This window comes from Pseudoalteromonas lipolytica (assembly GCF_001306915.1).
In the GTDB taxonomy this organism is placed as follows: Bacteria; Pseudomonadota; Gammaproteobacteria; order Enterobacterales; family Alteromonadaceae; genus Pseudoalteromonas; species Pseudoalteromonas simplex.
Genome location: NZ_LJTC01000013.1, coordinates 23,960 through 43,056 on the forward strand (window position 1 = coordinate 23,960; position 19,097 = coordinate 43,056).

The window sequence follows — 19,097 nt, forward strand, 5'->3', positions numbered from 1 at the left end:
TTATTGAAAGGATTAAATAAAAAATAGTGGCATAAAGGTTGGATTGTATAAGTCAACAGGATAACAATAAGCGTCCGAAGGGGGCCACTATGAAAATGATTAGTGCAATAATAAAGCCATTCAAACTTGATGATGTGCGTGAAGCATTGGCTGATTTAGGCATTGAGGGGATGACAGTTGTCGACGTTAAAGGCTTTGGCCGTCAACGTGGTCATACTGAGCTATATCGTGGAGCTGAATACCAAGTCGATTTTATTCCAAAGATCAAACTTGAAATTGCAACTCGTAGCGAAAATTGTCAACGCGTTGTTGAAACCATCACAAAAATTGCTTCAACAGGCAAAATTGGTGACGGCAAAATTTTTGTTTACGACTTAGACCAAATCGTTCGTATCCGTACGGGCGAACTTGATGAAGAAGCAATTTAAGGGGGAATTATGGAAAACACTATCGTAGAGTTGAAGTTCTCACTCGACACTTTTTACTTTTTGATGTCGGGTGTTTTAGTAATGTGGATGGCGGCTGGTTTCGCTATGCTTGAAGCAGGTTTAGTTCGTGCAAAAAATACTACAGAAATTCTAACTAAAAACGTTGCACTATTTTCTATTGCTTGCACTATGTTTTTATTAGTGGGTTACAACATCATGTATGTTGATAACGCAGAAGGTGGTTTCATCCCTTCATTTGGCGCATTAATCGGCACGCAAGCTGCTGATGCAGATCACTCTTTAGAGTCTGATTTCTTCTTCCAAGTTGTGTTTGTAGCAACAGCTATGTCAATCGTATCTGGTGCGGTTGCAGAGCGTATGAAGTTATGGGCATTCTTAATTTTTACTGTTATTTTAACCGGTTTCATCTACCCAATCGAAGGTTACTGGACGTGGGGCGCGGGCTTTTTATCAGAAATGGGCTTTGTTGACTTCGCTGGTTCTGCAATCGTTCACGGTGCAGGTGCTGCGGCAGCGCTAGCAGGTGTGCTTTTCTTAGGTGCGCGTAAAGGTAAATACGGTAAAAATGGTGAAATCTACCCAATTCCTGGTTCTAACTTACCGTTAGCAACATTGGGTACATTAATTCTTTGGATGGGTTGGTTCGGCTTCAACGGTGGTTCGCAACTACTTGTTTCTGACGCTGAAAACGCAACAGCAGTTGGCAAAATCTTTTTAAACACTAACGCAGCAGCAGCGTGTGGCGCAATCGCAGCACTATTTGTATGTAAAGTGTTATGGGGTAAAGCTGACTTAACAATGGTTCTAAATGGTGCATTAGCAGGTCTGGTAACGATTACTGCTGAGCCAGCATCACCAACACCATTACTTGCTTGTTTACTTGGTCTATTAGGTGGCTCACTGGTTGTATTTAGCATCGTTGCACTTGATAAAGCGAAAATCGATGACCCTGTAGGTGCTATCTCTGTACACGGTGTGTGTGGTGCATTAGGTATTATGCTAGTGCCACTTTCAAACTCTGATGCAACCTTTGTTAATCAATTAATTGGCTTAGTATGTATCTTAGGATTTGTATTCATCGCGTCATCAATCGTATGGGCAATCCTGAAAAATACCATGGGTATCCGTGTTACCGAAGAAGAAGAACTAAACGGTATGGATCAACATGACTGTGGTATTGATGCTTACCCTGAGTTTGTTTCAGTTCGCAGTAACTAATCTTAGTTCGTGCAATAGCACGCACATAAAAATATCATTGTGTGTTCAAATCGAAGCTCTACTTAGGTAGGGCTTTTTTGCGTTTAAATAAGTCTTTTCTGATAGGCGAAATAGTCGTTTTTTGACTATGCTTTTAATTCTGAATCAATAAGGAAAAATGATGGATAACAAACTCTTGCTTATAATTATTTCGCTGTTTTTACCGCCTGTAGCGGTATTTTTGAAAGCGGGTGCTGGTAAAGACTTAGTAATTAACATTATTTTATGCTTTATCTTTTTTATACCTGCAGTGATCCACTCTCTTTGGTTGTGTACACGCTAGTCGAGTTTAAGTGACTGTTAATTTTACAGGTGTTAATATTGCGCTGTTTAGGGCTTAATCCTGTAAAATTAACTGACCAATAGCGAACTCAATGGCTGATAAAAAAACTCCTGCAAAAAAGTCGTCTAGCAAACCTAAAGCGGCATCAAAAAAAACTACTGCTAAGCGCTCACGCACACCTCAAGTGCCTGCTAAAACAAGTTTATTGAGAAAACTTTGGTCAATTTTTTGGAAGCTTTCACTCGCAGTAATAGTTGCCATGGTGCTGTATCTAATTTATTTAGATGCAAAAATCACTCGCCAATTTGAAGGCAATAAATGGCAGTTACCTGCACAAGTATATGCCCGCGCAATGAGCTTTTATCCCGGGCAGTATTTGTCTCAGCAAGAGGTTATTTGGGAGTTAAACCGTTTAAATTACTCATCTGTGAATAAACTAAGCCGTACAGGTCAGTATGTTAAATCAGCAAACAGTATTAAAGTGTACCGTCGCGAGTTTGAGTTTTATGATGGCCTTGAAGATGCACACGTTATTGAGCTGCGTTTTTCAGGGCAGAAATTAGCAACTATCAAAGATAAGTTTGGCCGCCGTTTAAACAATGCTCGATTAGAGCCGGTTCAAATAGCTCGCATTGGTAATGATTCAAAACAAGATCGCGAGTTTGTGCCGCTAGATAAATTTCCGCCGATGCTAAAAGATACCTTGCTGGTGGTTGAAGATCGCAATTTCTATCAACACCATGGTGTATCTGTGTGGTCAATTATGCGCGCTTTATACAGCAATATTAAAGCCGGACGTACAGTGCAAGGGGGCAGTACTTTAACCCAGCAATTAGCAAAGAATATATACCTTACCCGTGAGCGTTCACTGGTGCGTAAGTTTAATGAAGCGCTTATTGCCTTGATATTAGATTACCGCTACAGCAAAGATGAAATTTTAGAAGCCTATCTGAATGAAGTGTATTTGGGTCAGTCTTACAATCAAGGTGTTCACGGTATGGGGCTTGCCGCTGAGTTTTATTTTTCAAAGCCTGTGGATGAGCTTGAATACGACCAAATCGCGCTATTAGTCGCTATGGTAAAAGGGCCATCGTACTATAATCCGCGCCGTTATAGTGAGCGCGCAATGGAGCGCCGTGATTTAGTGCTGCGCTTAATGGTTGAAAACAAGCTAATTGATACCCGTGAGTACCGCGCAGCATTAAAGCGCCCTATTGATATTGCACCAATGAAAGACAGCTTGCAAAAGTCGTATCCGGGTTACTTAGAATTAGTTAACCGAGAATTAAAGCGCCTACTACCTGATCAGCAGGTGTTAGATGCTGGGGTGCGTGTATTCACTTATTTTGACTTACAAAAGCAAACGGCCATGGAAGAGTCTGTTGAGGCAAGTCTACCTTATCTAGAAAGACGCCCTAAAACAGAAGAGCTTGAGGCTGCGATGATTTCTGTTAATGTCGAAAAAGGTGGGGTGTCGGCATTAGTTGCAGGCCGTGACGTACGTTATTTTGGTTTTAACCGTGTGCTTGATACCAAACGTAATATTGGCTCATTAGTTAAGCCAGCAGTTTATTTATCGGCATTTGAAAGTGGTCAGTTTAATGTTGCCACGTTGGTGGATGACTCACCGCTGCAAGTGACTAATGAGCAGGGTAAAGTGTGGCAACCTGAGAACTTCGACAAGCAGTTCCGCGGCCCTATGCCTCTTTATAAAGCATTTAGTAACAGTATTAATATCCCAGCCGTTAACACGGGTCTTGATGTTGGAGTTGATAAAGTCGCTGATACCTTGAAGCGTTTAGGTGTAGAAGGGCGTATTGATCAATATCCGTCGTTACTTTTAGGTGCACTTGAGCTTTCAAGTTTTGAAGTAGCGCAGCTTTATACAACGCTTGCTGCTGATGGTCAGTACCGTGAATTAACGTCTATCTCAGCCCTTACAGACTCAGTAGGTAAAGTGCTTTACAAGCATGATGTCAGCTCACAAAAACGCTTTGATGACGCATCAATCTACATGACTAAGTATGCAATGAAGCGCGTGACTAAAGATGGCACGGCTAAACGCCTAAATGCTCATTTCCCATCAATTCAGCTTGCCGGTAAAACAGGCACCAGTAACGAATTACGCGATAGCTGGTTTGCCGGTTTTGACCAAAACACCGTGACCGTTGCATGGATTGGCCGCGACGATAACAAGAGCACAGGTTTAACAGGCAGTGTTGGCGCACTAGAGGCCTACATTCGTTACCTTAAACCACTCAACCCTGAAGCTATAGCAGATACTCGTCCTGCATCTATCCGTTGGGCCTTTATTAATGAAGAAACTGGTCTGCAAGCGCCTCCGGGTTGTGGCAAAGTGGTGCAGCTACCTATACGTGCAAGCGAGTTTGAGCCGAGACCTAATTGTCAGCGCTAAACTTGGCCATTGAATCATTTAGCTCAACACACAGTTGAGCTAAATTTTGTACGCTATTCATTGCCATAAGTGCACTTTTCTCTGTGTCTCTGGCAAGTTCACTGACATCTTCAGCGTGGTGTAAAGCGTTTTGAATTGCAGTGCCTTGCTGACTGACTTGAACTGCTATTTGCTTTCCTTGCATGCCAATATCAGACATTGATGCTGCGACAGCTAATAAATTATTTTTAGTGTGCTCTGCACTTTGTGAACCTTGTTCCATCTTCTCTACGCTTGCTTGCATTTTATCTTGTGTTAGCTTTGTTGCGGATTGAAGTGAATTAATAATTTGGTGGATCTCATGAGTTTGTTGTTGAGTGCGTTTTGCAAGGGTTCTTACTTCATCTGCAACAACCGCAAAGCCTCGGCCTTGTTCACCAGCTCTAGCTGCTTCTATCGCAGCATTCAAAGCTAGTAGGTTGGTTTGCTCGGCAATTTCATTTATACCATTACTCACGCTACTAATCGCTTGGCTGTCTTTAGCAAGTAACTCTAAGGCAGCAAGACCCTCGTTGAACTCTTGTTGTAAATGACTCATGTGCGTGGCTAAATGTGCGCTTTCATCAGCACCTTTTTGTACTTTTTTGGCTGCAGATGAAGCTAAATCAACGGCTTGAGAGGCAGACACCTCGACATGTTCGGCAGCTTGGCTCATTTCTGATAAAGCTTGGCTAATAGTTGACACTCTTTGTTGCTGAACTTGTACATCTTGACTGGTTTTCTCAGAGTGACTCGTCACTGTATCTGTGGTTGTTATTACACTGCTCGTAGTGTGCTTGACTTCATTTACCATCAAAGAAAATGATGCCAATACATGATTAAACTCTTTTCCTATTGAGGTTAACTCATCTTTACCTGTTAACTTTAAACGCGCAGAGATATTACCTTGCGCGGCACTGTTAGCGGTTTCTGAAAAAAGCTTCAGGGTATCAACTACTAAACGATAAAATCCAAGCATCAAGTAACTGGCTATTATTAAAGATAATAGAGCCGCAGCGATAACAAGGTACAAAATGAATTGTTCATTGTTTAGCTTATAACTAATGATACTCGTAAGGGCAGGCTCAGTGTCAGCAATGTACTCATCTATACTTTGGTTTAGATTCGCTTTAAGGCTCAAAAATTGTGCTTTGCTTAATTCTATCGTATCAGGCTCCAACAGCCTTTGGTTAACTTGTTGCGAAAACTGAGATATGTTTTCTAGTAATGTTTCAGCACTTGGAGATAGTTGCTCTTTTATTTTATGGTCTTGTTGGAAGGCGATGGATAACGCATCTTTAAATTGCCCAGATAACTGGGGCATCGCTTTAATTTGGTTTGATAAAGCAATAAAGCTTTCTGGCGTAAACTTACCTTGATTTAATACTTTTTCAGCACTTTGGTAGGTGCTATTAAGATGGTAAATCAAGTTAGGCAAATGGGTGACTAAAGTACGATTTAAGTAATTAATAGTGAGGTTTTGACTAACAGCTAATTGCGACTCAATTGATACTGTTTCAAGTATGTTTTCTTCACTCGATGCATTGTGAGCATAACCTAAAGTTTGGGCGGAATTCAGCATGGCTTGTTGCTTGTTATCGACAAGATACGATAACAGCAAGCGGTAACTACTGATGCCTTTGTATTGTTGTTTTGAAACTTGGATATTTTCATTTAACAGACTGATTAGAAAAAATAAGCTCAGACACAGAGGAAAAACTAATAAACTAAACAATAAAGTAATTTTATGTTTGTACTTAAGTTGTGCCATTAAATTAACAGCAGGTATTATGAGTCTATTCACAGTTTTCTCGCTAAACAATACTAGTATAAAAAGAATAGACCGAAAAATAAGATATTTTCATTCAAATAAAAAAAGCCCTCACACTTTCATGTGAGGGCTTTTTCAAAATAATAGCTTTTTACAGCTTCGCGAATGCGCGCTCTGCGGCTGCAATGGTGTCGTTGATCTCTTTTTCAGAGTGCTCAGCGCACACAAAGCCTGCTTCAAACGCCGAAGGAGCGAGATAAACACCTTCTTCTAGCATTAAGTGGAAGAACTTTTTGAAGCGTTCTAAATCACACTCAGTCGCTTGTTGGTAGCTAGTTACTTTTTCTTTATCAGTAAAGAAGAAACCGTACATACCACCTGCGTAGTTTGTTGTAAGTGCAATACCTGCTTTTTTCGCAGCGGCTTCAAAGCCTTCACAAATTGCTTTGCTCTTTGCTTCAAGCTCGTCGTGCAGGCCGTCAGCACTTAAAAGCTCTAAAGATTTTAAACCGGCAGCCATGGCAATTGGGTTACCTGATAATGTGCCCGCTTGATAAACTGGACCAACAGGTGCGATGTAATCCATGATTTCTTTCTTACCGCCAAATGCACCCACTGGCATACCGCCACCGATCACTTTACCTAAACAGGTTAGGTCTGGTTTGATGTTGTAATAAGCCTGTGCGCCACCTAAAGCAACACGGAAACCTGTCATTACTTCATCAAAAATAAGCACAGATTTGTATTCATCACACACCTCACGCAGACCTTCTAAGAAGCCTGATACAGGTGGAATACAGTTCATGTTGCCAGCAACAGGCTCAACGATGATACAAGCGATGTCGTCAGCATATTTTGCGAAAATTGCTTTTACTTCATCAAGGTTGTTAAACGACACAGTTAAGGTGTGTTTAGCAAAGTCTTCAGGAATACCTGGTGAATTTGGTACACCCATAGTCAGTGCGCCTGAGCCTGCTTTTACTAGTAGTGAGTCTGCATGACCGTGGTAACAGCCTTCAAACTTTAAGATTTTGTCACGGCCAGTGAAACCACGTGCTAAGCGAATTGCACTCATTGTTGCCTCAGTACCTGAGCTTACCATACGTACTTTTTCGATTGATGGTACTAGCTCTTTTACTTTTTCGGCCATTAAGATTTCAGTTTCGGTTGGCGCACCATAGCTTAAGCCATTTTCTACGGCTTCTAATACCGCTTGCTTAATAGCTGGGTGGTTATGGCCCATGATCATGGGTCCCCATGAACCAACGTAATCGATATAACGGTTACCATCAGCATCAAAGGTAAAAGGGCCTTCAGCTTTAGTGATGAATAAAGGAGTACCGCCAACGCCATTGAAGGCACGAACTGGTGAGTTAACACCGCCTGGGATTGATTCTTGCGCGCGATTAAAAAGATCTTGGCTAATTGTCATGAATAGTCCTATTGGGTTGTCACGTTAAATGAGTTGGTTTGCGAGGGCTCAAAGAGCCCAAAACGAAGCAAGTTAGCTATTACGTTTACGGCTAAACCAAGGCACGTCGACTTCATATTGCTCAACTTTGTCGGCAACATCTAAGGTTAGAGCAAACAACGCCATGCGAATTAACACGCCATTTTGCACTTGGCGGAAAATTGCTAGGTTGTCGTTGCTATTTAAATCGTTATCTAGCTCGTTTGCCTCTAAACGGCTGTCACGAGGGAGTGGGTGCATCAATACTGAGTTTGGCTTACAGTGTGCGTTGTAAATTGCTTGGCTGATACGGAAACCACCACGGTATTTGTTAGCTTCTTCTTGTGAAGGGAAGCGTTCTTCTTGGATACGGGTTTGATACACAATATCGGCCGCCAAGTTGCCTTCCATCTTATCGACTACTTGAATTTTATGACCTGCGTTATCTACAGCATCTAAAATGTAGTCTGGCATTTGTAAGCCATCAGGTGCCACCATAGAGAACTTAACGTCTTTATAATGACAAAGTAATTTAGATAAAGAGTGCACAGTACGGCCATATTTTAAATCACCTACTAGGGCAATGTGCATACCGTCGATGCTTTGGTTGAAGCGACCTAGTTCACGCTCAATTGTTAGTAAGTCCAGTAGGGCTTGTGTTGGGTGCTCATTTGGGCCGTCACCGCCATTAATCACTGGCACGTCACACCCAGTGGCAAACTCAGCAACAGATCCTGCGTCAGGGTGGCGCATTGCGACTGCATCTGCATACGCTGAGATAACGCGAGCGGTATCATACAAAGATTCACCTTTTGCAAGCGCCGAGCTTTGCATACCTGTTGTTTCACGAACCAAACCACCTAGTAAGTTAAATGCTGTACCAAAACTTACGCGAGTACGCGTGCTTGGTTCAAAGAACAAGTTCGCTAAAATTGCGCCCTCTAAAACATTGGTGCGCTTTTGCTTTTTAGCATAAGGCTCCATTTTCTTAGCAACTGCAAAAATACGTTCAATACAATCTCGATCAAGCTGATTGACCGACAGGATATTTTCACCTTGGAAACTTAGCATGGGGTTTGTTCCTAATCATATTTATAGGGCGCTGGCACTCGGTATGGGAGGCCGCATAAATTTGCGCAGTACTATAGCAAATTTTTAACGTTCACAGCAGCAAATTATAAGTTAGGTTTAATAATTGCCAGTGCCACTATAGCTAAAAGGATGAGTACCGGAACTTCATTAAAAATACGGTAAAAGCGATCGCTACGAGTATTGCGATCATGCTTAAAGTCAGCCAGTAATTTAAAGCAATAGCCATGATATATATAAAGGATAATTACTAACACCAGTTTGTAGTGCAGCCACATGCTGTATCTAAACCAATCACGACCATATTCAAAAATGGTCAGTAAGCCAAATACCAATGTTAAAACGGCAAACGGCGTCACAAAAAACAGTAAGCGGCGTTCCATTACTTTCAGCATTGAGTTACAGGCTTTTTCTTCACTCATTGCGTGGTAAACAAAAAGACGTGGCAGGTAAAAAATACCGGCAAACCAAGCAATCATAAAAAATACGTGGAAGGTTTTATAAACTAATAGCGCAGTCATTTAAGCATCCATTTTAATTGTTATAACAAACTATTGCGTATGGTAAGAATATGTCTGATTTGGTCCCAACGCAAAAGGCCCATAATCTGTTGGTTATCAAGTAGGTTGTAAATATACACCGCACCGCTGCGTTTATCTTTTAGTAAGTCAAAAGCATCGGCTAATGTTGCTTGGCTACTAAGGCCGGCAAGGCTGATATATTTGATGTTACTTTCTTGGTCAGACATCAAACTTAAATCATATTCAGCAAGACGATAGCCATTCTCTTCATCATGAACAATCAGCGGGGTTTGGCTATCAAGGGCATCGAGCGATTCTTTAATTTGTTGTTTGTCGTCACTGTAAAGCAGTTTGAACTGCTCATCCATTTCATCCATCACGCCTACTTTTTGTAATGCTTCTGTGGCAGGCGATATTTGATACTCAAGCCCTTGGAAGTCAAGTTGCTGCATAAAAATAGAGCGGTTACCAAAAAACTGTAATGCTGTGACATAAGCCGTTGAGATCACCAACATGGCTGGCACAATGATCTCGGGGCTTGAGGTTAACTCCATAACCGTAGTGAGTGCAGCAAGTGGTGCGTGTAATGTAGCGGCCAATAACCCTGCCATGCCAAGCATGCTGTAGGTACCTGTGATATCTACTCCTGGGCTAATAAACTGCGCAAAGAAGGCCATTAAGGTGCCCATTAATACCCCAAGCCCAATAACAGGGCCGATGATCCCACCTGGAATACCTAAACCAATGGCAAATAAGGTGGCGAGTAATTTGGCAATCAAGATGGTTGTTAAAAACTGCACATCATCTGGTGATTCAATAGCAATAGTGATGGCGCTCATACCTGAACCCATTGCATGAGGAACCATATAAGCAATTAACCCTGCAATTAACCCTGCCAGTAATAGGCGAGGAAACATGCTAAGCGGTTTAAAAGTGCGGATTATAAGCATCAAGTTTTGGTTAAACGCATAGGCAACAGCCCCTAGTGCCATACCAAATATGATTAAAAATGGGTAATGCCAGCCACTCAATGGGTTCATGGTGATAAGCGCAAGCTCTGAAGCATCACCAAATACAAACTGAGTGGCTAAAGCACCAGTAACCGCAGCGAGCATAATGGGCACAAAAATATGCACTTTATATTCCCTAAGCACCACCTCCATAACAAAGATAACGGCTGCAAGTGGGGTGTTAAATGAGGCTGCAATTCCGGCTGCAACGCCACAACCGGTGAGGGTACGCATTGCATTGTGTGGAAGGTGTAGTTTATCGGCCAGTAAACTGGCACCTGTTGCACCCATATGTACCGACGGGCCTTCTCGGCCCACCGAAAAACCACTGATCAAGGCTAAAGCACCACCAACAAATTGGTTAACCGTGTTATAGAGTGGCATATGACCGTAGTATTTTTTTATTCGATGAATGACAAATGGAATACCAAGTCGATAATGTTTAAATCCAGTTGAAGCTGCAAAAAGGGCAATTAATAAGGCTGCGCCGACTGGTAATAAAACACGTTCAAGAGTAGGAAGCGTAGAAAAGTCATCAGGCTTTTCTAAGAATAAGCTTTGGAAAAACATGATTGTAAGGCGAAAGAATATGATCAGCACTGCCGCAATTAACCCTGCACTCACACCAAGTAAGCACAATTGCACAGATGTTTTAGGCTTTGCTAGTCGACGTCTTAGTCTCTCAAGCCACATGCATATTTCCTCACAGCACTTTTGAGCCGCAGTTTACCAAATCAAACTCACTAAGTCGTTGGCATTTTATATTTTTATCTTCTTTTTGGGAAAATCGAGCAGATTATAATGTTTAATGACTGAGCCAAGGTTATGGTTGCATACTTATCACTGTCATAGGAGAGTTATGTTTTTGCTTGTACATGCGCTCATCAGCTTTATTTAATAAGTCGTCAAGTGATTTTGCATCATCAGGATATAAAGCATAACCAACACTTGCGCCTACATTTAAATAACCCACCTCAGATGCAATTGGCGTTGATATTGAGTTAATAAAACGTGTTAGAGCTCGCTCAATCTGATTTTGATTTTCTATATCAGTAATGACTATGACAAATTCATCACCCCCAATGCGTGCAACACAATCTGTTTTTCGGGCTGTTTCAAGTAACCGTTTAGCAATTTCAACAAGCACGAAATCACCAACTAAATGACCATGGGTGTCATTGATGGGCTTAAATTTGTCAAGGTCAAAGTATAAACAACCAACCTTACCACCTGTGCGTTCAACACGGTCAAACTCATGATTAATAAACTTACTTAAAGCGCTTCTATTTGCAAGACCGGTAAGATGATCTGTTTGTGCCAACATTCGTATCTGTTGCTCAGCCAAAACCCGCTTGGTAATATCAAAATTGACGCCGATCATCCGTTTTCCGTGGATTCTTCCGTCGGCATTGATATAGCGAGTTCTGCCAGAAGATAAAACGATACGAAACTCAGCATGAAATTCTTCATTGTTTAGTATCGAAAGCTTGAGCTTATTTGTAACGTCCTCATAATCATCTGGGTGTAAGGTGCTCGCCCATGTTGAGTAATTGCCTTTAAAAGATGTTTTTGGAATTTCGAACAAGGTATGCATCCAGTCATCCCAGATTAATTCATTGGTTTCAAAGTTCCACTCCCAAATTCCAATGTGTGCTGCATCTGCAGCCATTGACATCCGTTGATGTAAGTTCTCAAGATCTGTTTTTGCTTGTTTTAATTCAGTAACATCTTCAGATACATCCAGTAAGTAGCGAGCTTTTCCTTGAGCGTCTCTAATTGCGAGCTTTCTGGTTCGAAGATAATGCGTTCGACCATTTATGGTCATAGGCTTCTCAGTTACAAAAAGTGTTTCGTTACTTTTTAGTACATCCCTATCAGTTTGAATAAAATTCACGGCGTCCTCATCGCTAAAAATATCAAAGTCATTTAAGCCAATGAGTTGCTCTTTAGTTTTACCTAAAAGTTGCTCACCTGCTTTATTGACATGGCTAAATGTTAGATGCTCGGCCTCTTTTACGAACAGCATAATAGGTAAGTTATCGAAAATTGTTTGTGTAAACGCTTCTTGGTTTTGAATGTCGCTTAGGTCTTTAATAGTTGCAACGTAAGAGCCCGCTTCTTTTTTGCCAATGGAGCTAATTGTGAGAGTGATAGGAAAGTAGCATTTATCTTTACGTAACCCCTTTAATAGGCGGCTCTTATTTGTACTCACGTTTTCTTTTTTTTGCTGTGGGTCGCAGAATATCTCATCTAACTGCGATGATTGTTTTGGGATTAAAGTGTGGATATGTTTACCGATTAGGTGGGTTGGTTCATAGCCAAAAACAGGAAGAACTGCTGGGTTAGCGAATTCAATTACTCCTACGTTATTAAAGCTAATAACGACATCTTGAACTGTATTCAGCACGGCTTCAAGTTTGGCTGATAGTAAACTTCGTGCTCTAAGTTCGACAATTCCTAATACAAACAGACTTAGGGCTAATAAGACGGATATAATTAATTTTGCAAGCGCAGCGTTATCATGGCCAGATGTATAAATGGTATAATCAGTCTCAAATACAGTCATTGAAATCATACCAATGTAGTGCATGCTTGAAATAGCACTCCCCATAATGACTGCAACGAGAATGTTTATACGTGTTTGGTTTACCTCACGCTCATTTCTAAAATCATTAATCCATAGTGCAATGCCAGAAAGAACAATTGCGACTAAAATCGATAATGAAAATAACCAAGGTTCATAGGCCATGTGGGCTGGCATCATCATTGCCATCATGCCAATAAAGTGCATACAACCAATACCAGCCCCCATAAGTACACTTCGAAAAACTAGCCCTTTGCCACGCCCAATAGTGGGGGAAAGAACAATATAACTTGCAAAAACGCTTGGCAAAATAGAGATCAAAGTGACCGTGATGTTGTATTCAACAGCGATAGGAAGTTTATAGGCGAGCATACCTACAAAATGCATACCCCAGATACCAATACCTAAAAAGCACGATGCTAACAAAGTCCATACAAGGCTTTCATTTCTTAATTGAGAGCTTTTTATTTTTGCTGATAGTAAAAATGAAATGTAAGAAGCAAAGACCGCAGTAAGTACGGATAAGCAAACGAGTAAACTATCGTACTGCGCAGGGATTGTTTGCGAGCTAGTTAAGCTTGGACTAATGAAATGCAGCTTTAAATGATCTATCACTGTGATGGTCCCTCATCGCATAACTTTTACATGGGTAAAAAGTACTACAATTAAATGTTAGTTCAATGCGAATATGTTAGCCAATCCTATACTAAAATATTTTCAATGGGAGGCGATACTTGATTAAAATACTCGGGTATTAGATAATTGCGACCATTATAGGTTTTGAGGGTTTTGGTATGTCAGATGAGTTGCCAATCAAGTTCAGCGATGCAGCAGCTGTTCGCGTTAAACAGTTAATCGAGGAAGAAGAAAATCCTGATCTAAAGCTACGTGTATACGTTACGGGTGGTGGTTGCTCAGGTTTCCAATATGGTTTTACTTTTGATGAAAAAGCTAACCCTGGCGATTTAGAAATTGTTAAAAATGGTGTAACGCTAGTTGTTGACCCTATGAGTATTCAATACCTAGTTGATGGTACCGTTGATTACACAGAAGGCCTTGAAGGGGCTCGCTTTTTTGTGAATAACCCGAACGCAACTACAACCTGTGGTTGCGGAGCCAGCTTCAGCGTTTAATTATTTATGAAAGCCACTTGATGTGGCTTTTTTATTGCTTTAACTTCTCATAATATCCTGCCTCTGCTAAATTTTACGCATTATTAGAAGGAATTTTGCGTTGCCAAATATAACTACAACTATAGAAAAGAAACCCTATATTTTAGCTATCGCCATTGTTTTGGTGATTATATTGTGGATGCTATCCGGCGATAGCAAAGCAGATCAAAACGCGCAGCAAAGTAAAGAACAAGCCCAAGAGCGCTTGCCTAAAGTGCAGGTGATGTCATTAGTTGCTAAGAAAATAAATAAAAACCTGACCTTTTACGGTAAATCAGAGCCTGACAAAATCGCAAATATTAGCGCTAGGCAAGCAGGACAAGTACTCGAAATCTTGGTTGAAGAAGGTCAGTTTGTAAAACAAGAACAGGTTATTTTACGCCTCGATAAGTCTGATTTAGCCGCCCAAATTACATCAGCAGAAGCCTTAGTGGCACAGTATCAAACTGAATACGAAGGCGCCCTTAAGCTAAATCAGCAAGGTTTACAGAACAAAGTATTAACCATGCAAGCGCAAGCTATGTTGCAACAGGCTAAAGCAACCTTAGTTAGCCTTGAATTAAAACTAGAGCGCACTGAAGTACGCGCTGCTTTTGATGGCGTTATTAACAAACGTTTAGTCGAAATTGGTGATTATGTTGGCATAGGCGACCCTATTTTACAGCTCGCTGATTTAGACCCGTTAATTGTTAGAGCCGATGCAACCCAAAAAGAAGTGCAAGGCTTAGAAGTCGGGCAAGCTACTTTTGCTCATGTTTTAAATGACAAAACCTATCCTGGTCGTATTCGTTATATTGCATCTGTTGCTGATGACAGCACGAATACATTTCGTATTGAAGCAGCGTTTGAAAACCCAGGAATGAAATATAAAGCAGGTTTTTCGACTCAGCTTAATATTGAGTTGCCAACTGAGCCTGCAATGTTATTAAGCCCAGCTTTTATGGCCCTTGATGAGCAAGGTAATATCGGCGTAAAAGTCGTGAATGACGATAATATTGTTGAGTTTAAATCGGTGAATCTGGCTAAAAGTACCGAGCAGGGGGTTTGGCTTTGGGGTTTAGGCGAACAAGCAAATGTCATTACCCTTGGTCAAGGTTTTGTGCGTGCCGGTGATAAAGTTGAGCCCGTGTTTACTGAAGCTACGAGCAACTAAGTATGAAAAACTTAATCGAAGCGTCGTTGACTCACACGCGTACAGTTTTATCTATTTTCATCTTGTTGCTGATCTCGGGCTGGGTGACATATCAAACCATCCCTAAAGAAGCGAATCCTGATGTCACCATTCCTTTTATTTATGTGTCGATTATTCATGACGGTATTTCCCCTGAAGATGCTGAGCGGCTATTAGTTAGGCCAATGGAGATTGAGCTCCGCTCGATTGAAGGCGTAAAAGAAATGTCAGCGGTGGCAAGTGAAGGGCATGCCTCTGTGACCCTTGAATTTATCGCGGGTATGGATCCCAAAGAAGCCTTAGCTGATGTACGAGATAAAGTCAGCTTAGCTAAGGCGAAACTGCCTTCTGAATCAGAAGAACCAGAAGTTCATGAAATTTTGATGGAAGACGAGCAACCGACTATTACATTAACTTTGTCCGGTGATGCGCCAGAACGAGGTTTGTTAACCCTTGCTCGTAATCTTAAAGATGAACTAGAAAGCATTTCTAGCGTATTAGAAGTTGATGTAGGTGGTGATCGCGAGGACATGGTCGAAATTGAGGTCGATCCACTGGCGATGATTTCTTATGGTCTTGAACCGAGTGACATCATTCAACTGCTATCAAATAACAACCGCTTAGTTGCTGCCGGTACACTTGATACTGGTAAAGGACGCTTTGCTGTAAAAATCCCGTCGGTATTTGAGACGATTCAGGATGTCATGGAGCAACCCGTGAAAGTCGTTGGCGATAGGGTGGTACGTTTTATGGACGTAGCAAAAATTCGTCGAGCGTATAAAGACCCAACCTCAATCGCACGTATTAATGGCCGCCATGCGGTTTCGCTGGAAGTAAAAAAACGTGCTGGTGAAAATATTATCGATACGGTCGATCAAGTAAAGCAAGTGGTCAATGAGGCCAAGAAAATATGGCCTGATCATATACGCGTTGATTACACCGGCGACATGTCAAAAGACGTAAAGATGATGCTTTCTGATCTGCAAAATAATGTGCTGTCTGCCGTATTATTGGTGGTTATCGTTATTGTGGCGGTACTTGGTGCGCGCACGGCATTTTTAGTGGGTATTGCCATTCCCGGTTCATTCCTAACGGGGATTTTAGTGATCTCTGTGTTTGGTTTAACGGTGAATATCGTGGTGCTCTTTGCGCTCATCATGGCTGTCGGTATGCTGGTGGATGGCGCAATTGTTGTTAGTGAGTTTGCTGATAGAGCAATGAGTGAAGGCAAACAGCGCAAGGTTGCATATAAACTGGCTGCAGAACGAATGGCATGGCCAATTATCGCCTCTACGGCAACAACATTAGCGGCCTTTGCCCCGCTGATATTTTGGCCGGGAATGATGGGCGAGTTTATGAAATACTTGCCGATTACACTTATTGCTACCTTGTCTGCGTCATTACTTATGGCACTGGTGTTTGTACCAACTATTGGTGGACTAATAGGTAAATCAAGGCCGCTTTCTGAGCAGCAAAAACATGATTTAGAGTTAGCAGAATCTGGCGATTTAACGCAAATTAAAGGGATGCTAGGGCGTTATATTCGAGTGCTTGATTATGCAACAGAGCGTCCTTGGTGGAGCCTTGCTGCTGCAATCGTGTTTTCTATTCTGGTGTTTTTTGCCTTTGCTATTTCTAAGCTTGGCGTTGAGTTCTTTCCTGATGTTGAGCCAAATGGCGTCAATATCAAAGTACGTTCTTACAGTGACTTATCCATCTTTGAAAAAGACGTGATCATGAAAGATATTGAGTCGCGCATCCTAAAAGTGGAAGGTATAAAAACCTTGTACGCCCGTACTGGTGGTAAAGATCAAGTAGGCACGTTTAGAATGAATCTAAAAGATTGGGATGAGCGTCCGCCCGCAGAAGATATTATCAGCCAAGTTAACGAAATCACGGCAAGTTATGCCGGTGTAGAAATTGAACTTCGTAAAGATGAAAACGGCCCGGGTGGTGGTAAAGCGTTAAGCATTGAGCTGAGCTCTCGGTTTGTTGATGTGCTTAACAGTGAAGCTAAACGAGTAAGGCAAGCTATCGAGAATGATGGCGCGTTTCGAAATGTTGATGACAGTGCTTCAAAACCAGGTATTGAATGGCAACTTAAATTGAACCGTTCGGATGCGGCTCGTTTTGGTGCCGATGCCAGTATGTTAGGGGCAAATGTTCAGCTTATTACCAATGGCTTGAAATTAGGGGAATACCGTCCAGATGATGTGGATGACGAGATTGATATTCGCGTTCGTTTCCCCCATGACAAACGTGATTTAGGACGTCTTGAAACGTTACGTGTAAAAACCATACACGGGCAAGTGCCAATTAGTCACTTTGTTGAGCGTCAAGCAGCGCCTAAAGTCGATACTATCCGTCGTGTAGATTCTCAGCGCGTTGTTACCGTTAATGCAGACATGAAGCCGGGTGAACAACTTGCCAAGGCATTGCCGCGCTTACAAGCGCAATTAGAAGAGCAAGGATTAGACCCTCGCGTGAAAATTAAAGTACGTGGTGAAACTGAAGATCAAGATGAATCAGAAGCCTTTCTTGAGCAGGCTTTTGTGGTTGCTCTATTTGTGATGGGTATCATTTTGGTGACGCAATTTAATAGCTTTTATCAAGCATTTTTGATTTTAAGTGCTGTGCTATTTTCAACTGTGGGTGTGTTCTTAGGTTTAATCGTATTACAGCAACCGTTTGGTATTGTGATGTCAGGTATTGGGGTTATTTCGCTTGCAGGTATTGTGGTTAATAACAATATAGTATTGATTGATACCTATAATGTTTTACGAAGCCAAGGTCTGGCTGCCAAAGATGCGATTTTGCGAACCGGTGCACAGCGTTTGCGTCCGGTATTGCTAACGACTGTTACCACCATTTTGGGATTGATGCCAATGGTACTCCAAGTGAATATTGATTTATTTAACCGTCACATTGATTTTGGTGCGCCATCTACTCAGTGGTGGGTGCAATTGGCAACAGCCGTTGCGGGTGGTTTAACATTTGCCACGGTGTTGACACTTGTGCTTACACCGTGTTTGTTAATGCTGCGAGATCGTCGTAGATAGTAATAGGTAAATTCGTTACCGATTAATTAAAAATGAGTGACCTTAGTGTTGGGTCACTTTAATCATCAGTAAAAAGAAGCCTAAAACTAGCGCTGATGCGACCAAAATGTATACAAAGCCATTTTTACCTTGCTTAATTGGTACTCGATTGTGTTTTAAAAATAGGTACCATGCTACACACAGTACAATTGGCAACAAAAATAATATACGAAACATTTCTTAGCCTTTTTCAGTATTTACGTACACTTTAAGCATAAATATGCAGAATTTAAAGCGATACTTTCATCTTGTTTGACTTCCAATTGATCAATTTTTTGGTACAGTTAACCAGTTAACTATAGAGCACATGCTTTAATTTTAGCTACACTAAGACATGTATACTAATAAGGTCCATACCTAAAAGGTGGACATTTGTATAATTAATAATTCAAAGTGAAAATTATTAGTATATAATGTATCCAAGAGTGAGACGGGCAAATTTCACTCTTAAGTTTATTAATTTAAATCATCTAGTAGGAGATGTATTTTATGATGGGTAAAACAGTTTCTTCTGAAGAAAACTCGAAATTAACGAAATGGCTTAAAACTAAACGCCACGAGAAAGGTCACACAATGCGTAGCCTTGCGCAGGTTTTAGGTACGCCGCATTCTTTTATCGGTAAAATTGAAAACCAAGAACGTCGACTAGATGTTATTGAGTTCATACGTTATTGCGATGCTTTAGAAGTTGACCCGTACGAAGGTCTTAATTTGCTAAAAGACGCATAATTTTTTAGTGCTTTGTGGTGAAATGACACTACTAAAGTAATACAAATAGTGCAGGGAGGCGCTATTAAAATTTCACCAT

General features: G+C 41.3%; 15 protein-coding genes. 8 read left to right on the forward strand and 7 right to left on the reverse strand.

The genetic code is table 11. The features are described from left to right. Positions 1-89 precede the first annotated feature (89 nt). The 4 genes from AOG27_RS17345 (at position 90) to mrcB (ending at position 4,405) form a co-directional block, all read left to right on the forward strand. Positions 90-428, forward strand: coding sequence for a P-II family nitrogen regulator (locus tag AOG27_RS17345; RefSeq protein WP_054554260.1), 339 nt, complete (start codon positions 90-92; stop codon positions 426-428). Between the two features lie 9 nt (positions 429-437). Next, complete coding sequence (locus AOG27_RS17350; RefSeq protein ID WP_054554261.1) at positions 438-1,667, forward strand: ammonium transporter; 1,230 nt, start codon at positions 438-440, stop codon at positions 1,665-1,667. A gap of 160 nt (positions 1,668-1,827) precedes the next feature. After that, on the forward strand, positions 1,828-1,989 hold the full coding sequence (locus AOG27_RS21300) for a YqaE/Pmp3 family membrane protein (protein WP_082401591.1): 162 nt from the start codon (positions 1,828-1,830) through the stop codon (positions 1,987-1,989). Positions 1,990-2,080: 91 nt separating this feature from the next. After that, positions 2,081-4,405, forward strand: a complete 2,325-nt coding sequence (gene mrcB, locus AOG27_RS17355) for a penicillin-binding protein 1B (protein WP_054554262.1) — start codon at positions 2,081-2,083, stop codon at positions 4,403-4,405. Here mrcB and AOG27_RS17360 read toward each other — a convergent pair. The 6 genes from AOG27_RS17360 to AOG27_RS17385 form a co-directional block, all read right to left on the reverse strand. Beyond that, complete coding sequence (locus AOG27_RS17360; RefSeq protein WP_152967168.1) at positions 4,389-6,227, reverse strand: methyl-accepting chemotaxis protein; 1,839 nt, start codon at positions 6,225-6,227, stop codon at positions 4,389-4,391. The two genes, mrcB and AOG27_RS17360, sit on opposite strands and share 17 nt — an antisense overlap. 118 nt (positions 6,228-6,345) lie before the next feature. Next, positions 6,346-7,626 (reverse strand): glutamate-1-semialdehyde 2,1-aminomutase, encoded by a 1,281-nt coding sequence (gene hemL / locus AOG27_RS17365; protein ID WP_054554264.1) that lies wholly within the window; start codon positions 7,624-7,626, stop codon positions 6,346-6,348. Between the two features lie 72 nt (positions 7,627-7,698). Then, positions 7,699-8,715: an aspartate carbamoyltransferase gene (locus AOG27_RS17370; protein WP_054554265.1), complete on the reverse strand. Its 1,017-nt coding sequence runs from the start codon at positions 8,713-8,715 to the stop codon at positions 7,699-7,701. A gap of 104 nt (positions 8,716-8,819) precedes the next feature. Further along, positions 8,820-9,254, reverse strand: a complete 435-nt coding sequence (locus AOG27_RS17375; protein WP_054554266.1) for a CopD family protein — start codon at positions 9,252-9,254, stop codon at positions 8,820-8,822. Positions 9,255-9,274: 20 nt separating this feature from the next. Then, on the reverse strand, positions 9,275-10,957 hold the full coding sequence (locus tag AOG27_RS17380; RefSeq protein ID WP_054554267.1) for a chloride channel protein: 1,683 nt from the start codon (positions 10,955-10,957) through the stop codon (positions 9,275-9,277). A gap of 130 nt (positions 10,958-11,087) precedes the next feature. Beyond that, positions 11,088-13,463, reverse strand: coding sequence for a diguanylate cyclase domain-containing protein (locus tag AOG27_RS17385; protein ID WP_054554268.1), 2,376 nt, complete (start codon positions 13,461-13,463; stop codon positions 11,088-11,090). Between the two features lie 179 nt (positions 13,464-13,642). Here AOG27_RS17385 and erpA point away from each other — a divergent pair, with 179 nt between their 5' ends. The 3 genes from erpA to AOG27_RS17400 all read left to right on the forward strand — a co-directional run bounded on the left by erpA (position 13,643) and on the right by AOG27_RS17400 (position 18,250). Continuing rightward, the gene (erpA, locus tag AOG27_RS17390) at positions 13,643-13,981 is read left to right on the forward strand and encodes an iron-sulfur cluster insertion protein ErpA (RefSeq protein WP_036966451.1); all 339 of its coding nucleotides are present in this window, start codon (positions 13,643-13,645) and stop codon (positions 13,979-13,981) included. 100 nt (positions 13,982-14,081) lie between these two features. Next, positions 14,082-15,173, forward strand: coding sequence for an efflux RND transporter periplasmic adaptor subunit (locus AOG27_RS17395; protein ID WP_054554269.1), 1,092 nt, complete (start codon positions 14,082-14,084; stop codon positions 15,171-15,173). Between the two features lie 2 nt (positions 15,174-15,175). Beyond that, positions 15,176-18,250, forward strand: a complete 3,075-nt coding sequence (locus AOG27_RS17400) for an efflux RND transporter permease subunit (protein WP_054554270.1) — start codon at positions 15,176-15,178, stop codon at positions 18,248-18,250. 42 nt (positions 18,251-18,292) lie between these two features. Here AOG27_RS17400 and AOG27_RS21645 read toward each other — a convergent pair whose 3' ends face one another. Beyond that, positions 18,293-18,466, reverse strand: a complete 174-nt coding sequence (locus AOG27_RS21645; protein WP_171043836.1) for a hypothetical protein — start codon at positions 18,464-18,466, stop codon at positions 18,293-18,295. A gap of 312 nt (positions 18,467-18,778) precedes the next feature. On the opposite strand from AOG27_RS21645, the gene AOG27_RS17405 reads away from it, so the two are divergent. Next, positions 18,779-19,018 (forward strand): helix-turn-helix domain-containing protein, encoded by a 240-nt coding sequence (locus AOG27_RS17405; RefSeq protein WP_054554271.1) that lies wholly within the window; start codon positions 18,779-18,781, stop codon positions 19,016-19,018. The last annotated feature ends 79 nt before the right edge of the window (positions 19,019-19,097 follow it).

Excerpts from the sequence above, each read along its gene's own strand:
- AOG27_RS17345 (WP_054554260.1), top strand. The coding sequence starts at position 90 with ATGAAAATGATTAGTGCAATAATAAAGCCATTCAAACTTGATGATGTG.
- AOG27_RS17350 (WP_054554261.1), top strand. The coding sequence starts at position 438 with ATGGAAAACACTATCGTAGAGTTGAAGTTCTCACTCGACACTTTTTAC.
- AOG27_RS21300 (WP_082401591.1), top strand. The coding sequence starts at position 1,828 with ATGGATAACAAACTCTTGCTTATAATTATTTCGCTGTTTTTACCGCCT.
- mrcB (WP_054554262.1), top strand. The coding sequence starts at position 2,081 with ATGGCTGATAAAAAAACTCCTGCAAAAAAGTCGTCTAGCAAACCTAAA.
- hemL (WP_054554264.1), bottom strand. The coding sequence starts at position 7,626 with ATGACAATTAGCCAAGATCTTTTTAATCGCGCGCAAGAATCAATCCCA.
- AOG27_RS17370 (WP_054554265.1), bottom strand. The coding sequence starts at position 8,715 with ATGCTAAGTTTCCAAGGTGAAAATATCCTGTCGGTCAATCAGCTTGAT.
- AOG27_RS17375 (WP_054554266.1), bottom strand. The coding sequence starts at position 9,254 with ATGACTGCGCTATTAGTTTATAAAACCTTCCACGTATTTTTTATGATT.
- AOG27_RS17380 (WP_054554267.1), bottom strand. The coding sequence starts at position 10,957 with ATGTGGCTTGAGAGACTAAGACGTCGACTAGCAAAGCCTAAAACATCT.
- erpA (WP_036966451.1), top strand. The coding sequence starts at position 13,643 with ATGTCAGATGAGTTGCCAATCAAGTTCAGCGATGCAGCAGCTGTTCGC.
- AOG27_RS17400 (WP_054554270.1), top strand. The coding sequence starts at position 15,176 with ATGAAAAACTTAATCGAAGCGTCGTTGACTCACACGCGTACAGTTTTA.
- AOG27_RS21645 (WP_171043836.1), bottom strand. The coding sequence starts at position 18,466 with ATGTTTCGTATATTATTTTTGTTGCCAATTGTACTGTGTGTAGCATGG.
- AOG27_RS17405 (WP_054554271.1), top strand. The coding sequence starts at position 18,779 with ATGATGGGTAAAACAGTTTCTTCTGAAGAAAACTCGAAATTAACGAAA.